This window comes from Microbacterium sp. 13-71-7 (assembly GCF_002257455.1).
Classification (GTDB): Bacteria; Actinomycetota; Actinomycetes; order Actinomycetales; family Microbacteriaceae; genus Microbacterium.
The window spans coordinates 1-5,184 of sequence record NZ_NCKN01000258.1 but is presented as its reverse complement, the minus strand read 5'-3'; the positions used below and the strand labels follow the sequence as shown (position 1 = coordinate 5,184).

6 protein-coding genes are annotated in these 5,184 nt (G+C 71.7%); 2 read left to right on the top strand and 4 right to left on the bottom strand.

What is annotated here, in order from left to right; all coding sequences use genetic code 11:
- The 3 genes from B7X32_RS18140 to pdhA form a co-directional block, all read right to left on the bottom strand.
- Positions 1-1,494, bottom strand: a 1,494-nt coding sequence (locus B7X32_RS18140; protein WP_292722853.1) for a dihydrolipoamide acetyltransferase family protein, incomplete at its 3' end; no start/stop codon positions are given.
- Complete coding sequence (locus B7X32_RS18135; RefSeq protein ID WP_292722855.1) at positions 1,491-2,474, bottom strand: alpha-ketoacid dehydrogenase subunit beta; 984 nt, start codon at positions 2,472-2,474, stop codon at positions 1,491-1,493. The genes B7X32_RS18135 and B7X32_RS18140, both read right to left, overlap by 4 nt.
- 71 nt (positions 2,475-2,545) lie before the next feature.
- Positions 2,546-3,733, bottom strand: coding sequence for a pyruvate dehydrogenase (acetyl-transferring) E1 component subunit alpha (gene pdhA / locus B7X32_RS18130; protein ID WP_292722851.1), 1,188 nt, complete (start codon positions 3,731-3,733; stop codon positions 2,546-2,548).
- Positions 3,734-3,884: 151 nt separating this feature from the next.
- Between pdhA and B7X32_RS18125 the strand changes: the two genes are divergently transcribed.
- Both B7X32_RS18125 and B7X32_RS18120 read left to right on the top strand, forming a co-directional pair.
- On the top strand, positions 3,885-4,322 hold the full coding sequence (locus B7X32_RS18125) for an Lrp/AsnC family transcriptional regulator (protein WP_292722849.1): 438 nt from the start codon (positions 3,885-3,887) through the stop codon (positions 4,320-4,322).
- 49 nt (positions 4,323-4,371) lie between these two features.
- Positions 4,372-4,881, top strand: coding sequence for a phosphoribosyltransferase (locus tag B7X32_RS18120; RefSeq protein ID WP_292722846.1), 510 nt, complete (start codon positions 4,372-4,374; stop codon positions 4,879-4,881).
- Positions 4,882-4,936: 55 nt separating this feature from the next.
- On the opposite strand, the gene B7X32_RS18115 is transcribed toward B7X32_RS18120, so the two are convergent.
- Positions 4,937-5,184 (bottom strand): hypothetical protein (locus tag B7X32_RS18115; RefSeq protein ID WP_292722843.1); only part of this gene is annotated, 248 nt, incomplete at its 5' end.

The window sequence follows — 5,184 nt, the reverse complement described above, 5'->3', positions numbered from 1 at the left end:
GAAGGCGCGGGCGGGGAGCTCCAGGAGCTCCATGACGCGCCGCAGGAACGAGGCGGCGTAGCCGCCGTCGCAGACCCGATGATCGAAGACCAGCGAGAGCTGGGCGATGCGCCGGGCCACGATCGCGCCGTCGACGACCCAGGGGCGCTCGATCATCCGGCCGATGCCGAGGATCGCGACGTCGGGGTGGTTGATGATCGCGGCGGATCCGTCCACGCCCAGCCCGCCGTAGTTGTTGAGCGTGAAGGTCGACCCGCGCAGCCGCTCCGGCGGCATGGATCCGGCGCGGGCGGTCGCCGCGAGCTCGCGCAGCGCCGCGTCGAACTCGTCGACGCTGAGCTCGTGCGCCCGCGGGATCACCGGCACCATGAGGCCGCGCTCGGTGTCGGCCGCGACGCCGAGGTTGACGCCGTCGAACGAGAGGATCTCGCTCGCGTCGTCGCTGAGCCGCGAGGCCAGCAGCGGGTGCTCGGCGAGCGCGATCAGCACGAACCGCGCCACGAGCGCCGTGACCGAGGGGGCCCTGCCGCCTTCCGGCGCCATGGCGCCGCGGAGATTCCAGAGCTCGGTGACATCGACTTCGACCCACACCGTGGCCTCGGGGATCTCGGAGCGGCTGCGGGTGAGCTTGGCGCTGACCGCCTTGCGCAGCGGCGACATGCGCGCGCGGGAGGTGACGGCAAGGCCGTCGACGGTGGTGCCAGAGACCTCAGGGGCGGCTGCGGGGGCGCCGGCCGGGGAGGCGAGCGCGTGCAGCGACATGCCGTCCACCGCCTGGTCGACCGCCGCGCGCAGCACATCGGCCCGGGTGACCGCGCCGTCGGATCCGGTCGGGGCGATCCGGCGCACGTCGACACCGAGATCGCGCGCGAGCCGGCGGACGAGCGGGGAGCGCACCGCGACCGGGCCGACGGCCTCGGCCTGAGTTTGCGGCGCCTCGTCCCCGCGTTTCGACCCGCCTTCGGCTCGCTCGGCGAACACCGGCTGCGCCGGGGCCGGCTCGACGACCGGGGATGCGCTCGGCCGCCCCGCGGGACCGCCCTCGCCGTGCACGGGGCCGGCCGTGCGGCGGGCGCGCCGGCGACCGGATCCGGCGCGTTCGGTCGTGCCGTAGCCGATCAGGACGTTGCCGGATCCGGATCCCGCGCGCTCCTCGGCGCGATAGGCCTCCTTCTCGACGTCGCCCTTCTCCACGTCGCCGTCGGCGGCGCCCTCGGCCGCGGCAGTCGGCGCGGGGACGCCATCCGGATCCGCGACCTCGAGCACCGGGGCGCCGACGTCGATCGTCTCGCCCGGCTCGCCGTGCAGCGCGAGGACGACGCCGGCGAACGGCGACGGCAGTTCGACCACGCTCTTCGCGGTCTCGACCTCGGCGATGGGCTGATCGGTGCGGATGGTGTCGCCGACCTTCACCAGCCACTGCACGAGACCGGCCTCGGTGAGGCCCTCGCCGAGATCCGGCAGGCGGAAGATCCTGGTCGTCGCGGTGGTCATGCTTCTTCTCCGTGCTCGTCGAGCCAGTGCAGCGTGTCGATCGCGTCGAGCACGCGGTCGGCGTCGGGCAGGTACCAGTGCTCGAACTTCGGCGGGGCGAACGGGGTGTCGAAGCCGGTGACCTTCCGCACGGGCGCCTCGAGGAATTCGAAGCAGCGCTCGAACACCCTGGACTGGATCTCGCTGGCCACGCTCGCGTAGCCCGGCGCCTCGGCGACGACGACGGCGCGGCCGGTCCCGCGCACGGCGGCGGTGATCGTGGCGTCGTCGATCGGGGTGAGCGTGCGCACGTCGATGACCTGCACGCTGCGCCCTTCTGCGGCCGCGATCCCCGCGGCCTCGAGGCACGTCGCCACGGAGGAGCCGTAGGAGATGAGCGTCACGTCGGTGCCTTCGCGGACGATGCGGGCGGATCCGATCGTGCCGGCGATCGAGGTGTCGACCTCGCCCTTCGTCCAGTACAGCTTCTTCGGCTCGAGGAAGATCACCGGATCCGGCGATGCGATCGCGGCGCGCAGCAGCGAGTACGCGTCCTGCGGAGTCGACGGGCACACCACGGTCAGGCCGGGCGTGTGCGCGTAGTAGGCCTCGGAGGAGTCGCAGTGGTGCTCGACGCCGCCGATGCCGCCGCCCGTGGGGATGCGGATCACCATCGGCATGGGCATCGCGCCACGGGTCCGGTTGGCCATCTTCGCGACGTGGCTGACGACCTGCTCGAACGCCGGCAGCGCGAAGGCGTCGAACTGCATCTCGACCACAGGGCGCATGCCGTTCATGGCCATGCCGACCGCGGTGCCGATGATGCCGGACTCGGCGAGCGGCGTGTCGAAGCAGCGGTCCTCGCCGAAGCGCTCGGTGAGGCCGTCCGTGATGCGGAACACGCCGCCGAGCGCGCCCACGTCCTCGCCGAAGACGACGACGTCGGGATAGGCCTCGATGGCGTCGGCGAGGGCGCGATTGAGCGCCGCCGCCATCGTCATGGTCTGCACGGTCGGCGCGGTGCGGTCCTCGGAGTGCGTGGCGTCCACGCGGACGCCCTCGTGCGCGATGGTCATCGGATGCCTCCTTCGTGGGCGGATGCCTCGTGGGCGGATGCCTCGTGAGCGGATGCCTCGTGAGCGGATCCGGAGCGCTCCAGCTCGTCGCGCAGCTGGTGCCACTGCTCCTGCAGCTGCGGCGACCTGGTGCTGCGCACGAACCGGAACAGGTCTTCCGGATCGAGGTCGGTGTCGGCGTTCAGGGCGTCGCGGAGGGCCGCCGCGATGGTCTCGGCACCCTCGGCGAGCTCCTGCTCGCGGGCCTCGTCGAGCAGGCCTCGCGCGGTGAGGTGGGTGCGCAGGCGGGTCAGCGGATCCTTCGCGACCCAGGCCTGCACCTCGGCGCGCTCGCGGTAGCGGGTGTCGTCGTCGGCGTTCGTGTGCGCCTGCATCCGGTAGGTGTGCGCCTCGACGAGGGTCGGCCCTCCTCCGGCGCGCGCGCGATCCACGGCCTCGCCGAGCACCGCGAGGAGTGCGGCGACGTCGTTCCCGTCGACGCGCCGGCCCGGCATGCCGTAGCCGATCGCCTTGTGCGCGAGCGAGGGGGCGGCGGTCTGCCGCGAGAGCGGCACCGAGATCGCGAACTCGTTGTTCTGCACGAAGAAGACGACCGGCACGTGGAACACCGCGGCGAAGTTCAGGGCCTCGTGGAAGTCTCCCTCGCTCGTGGATCCGTCGCCGCACATCGCGAGCACGACCGTGTCCTCGCCGCGGTGCTTGGCGGCCTGGGCGAAGCCGACCGCGTGCAGCAGCTGCGTCGCGAGGGGCGTGGTCTGCGGCGCCACGTGGTGCTCGTGCGGGTCGTAGCCGGAGTGCCAGTCGCCCTTCAGCAGCACCATGGCGTCGGCGGGGGACACGCCCCGGGCGATCACCGAGACCGAGTCGCGGTACGTCGGGAACAGCCAGTCCTGTGCGCCGAGCACGAGCGACGCCGCGATCTGGCAGGCCTCCTGGCCGTGCGAGGAGGGGTAGACGGCGAGGCGCCCCTGCCGGACCAGGGCGTTCGCCTGGTCGTTGATCCTGCGTCCTTCGACGAGGCCGCGGTAGGCGCGCCGGAGGAGCTCGTCGGCGGGCATCGGGTAGCCGTCGTCGACGTGCGAGGATCCGCTCTCGTCGATCAGCCGCACGGGCTCATCGCGGGGGAGCAGATCGCGGGGATCCGTGTGGTGCGCGTGGCTCGCGGCAGGCATGGTGTGCTGCATCGGGTCCGCCTTCCTTGCCGAACGTGATGCCTCCAGTGTGCGTCCGGAAATGCAGTCGTCCAACAGGATCCCGGTGAATCTGGACGATTGCAGAGCAATGGCGTCAGAATGGTGCAGAGTGTCAGCGAATCACGAGCGGGAAGGCATACGCATGGCGGAGCTGGATGACATCGACCTGGCGATCCTCGGCGAGCTGCGCCGCGACGCGCGCGTGTCCATGACGGCGATCGCCGAGACGGTGCACATCTCGCGCGCGGGCGCCCACGCGCGCATCAAGAGGCTGACCGACGCCGGCGTCATCACCGGATACACCGTGCGCACCGATCCGGTCCTGCTCGGCCATCACGCGTCGGCGTACGTCATGCTCGCACTCGAGCAGCCGGCCTGGCAGGAGGTCCAGGAGCAGCTGCAGCGGATTCCCGAGGTCGAGCACATGGCGCTCGTCGGCGGGGACTTCGACGTGATCCTGCTGGTGCGGGCCAGCGATGCGCGCGACCTCCGCCGGATCGTGCTCGAGGACATCCAGGCCATCTCCGCGGTCCGCTCGACCCGCACGACCCTGATCTTCGAGGACTTCGGCCGGAACTGAGGGAGGATCCGCGTACCGGGGAGGGGGATCCGCACGGCAGAATGGATCCATGACGGATGCGGTGATCGAGCGCGAAGTGCTCACCTGGGACGGTTTCGGCGAGGCGATGCGGGATCTGGCCCGCGACATCCTCGATTCGGGCTTCGAGACCGAGGTGGTCGTCGCGATCGCCCGCGGCGGGCTGCTGCCGGCCGGCGCCATCGCGTACGGGCTCGGTGCGAAGAACTGCGGCGCGATCAACGTCGAGTTCTACACGGGCATCGGCACCGTGCTGGACGCGCCTGAGGTGATCCCGCCGGCGCTCGACATGGACTACCTGAACGGGCGCCGCGTGCTGCTCGTCGACGACGTGGCCGACTCCGGGCGCACCCTCGCGCTCGCCGTGGAGCTGCTGCGCGAGAAGGGCGCCGACGTGCGCTCGGTCACGATCTACACGAAGCCCACGACGATCATCCAGCCCGACTACGCCTGGAAGGACACCGATCGCTGGATCGACTTCCCGTGGTCGGCCAAGGGCACGGTCCGCGAGGAGGACCTGGGTCTTCCCCCCACCGCCTGACCTCCTTCCCTCTCTCTTCCGAGTCGTCCCCGTGAGCGCACCCCCTGGCGTGCGCTCACGGGGACGACTCCGTTGTGGGAGGGCGCGCCCGCGGGGGCCATTGACCGCGAGACTGCAACTCCGCGACGAGAATGCGCTTGGTGCCCGCTGTCTCGTCGCCCAGTTGCAGTCTCGCGGATGGTGCCGCGAGGGCGAGCGCGAGGGCGACCGCGAGGGCGAGGGCGACCGCGAGCGCGAGGGCGAGGGTGCCGCGGGGAGGGGTCAGTCGTCGGGGGGAGCGATGCGCGGGGGCCAGGCCGTGGC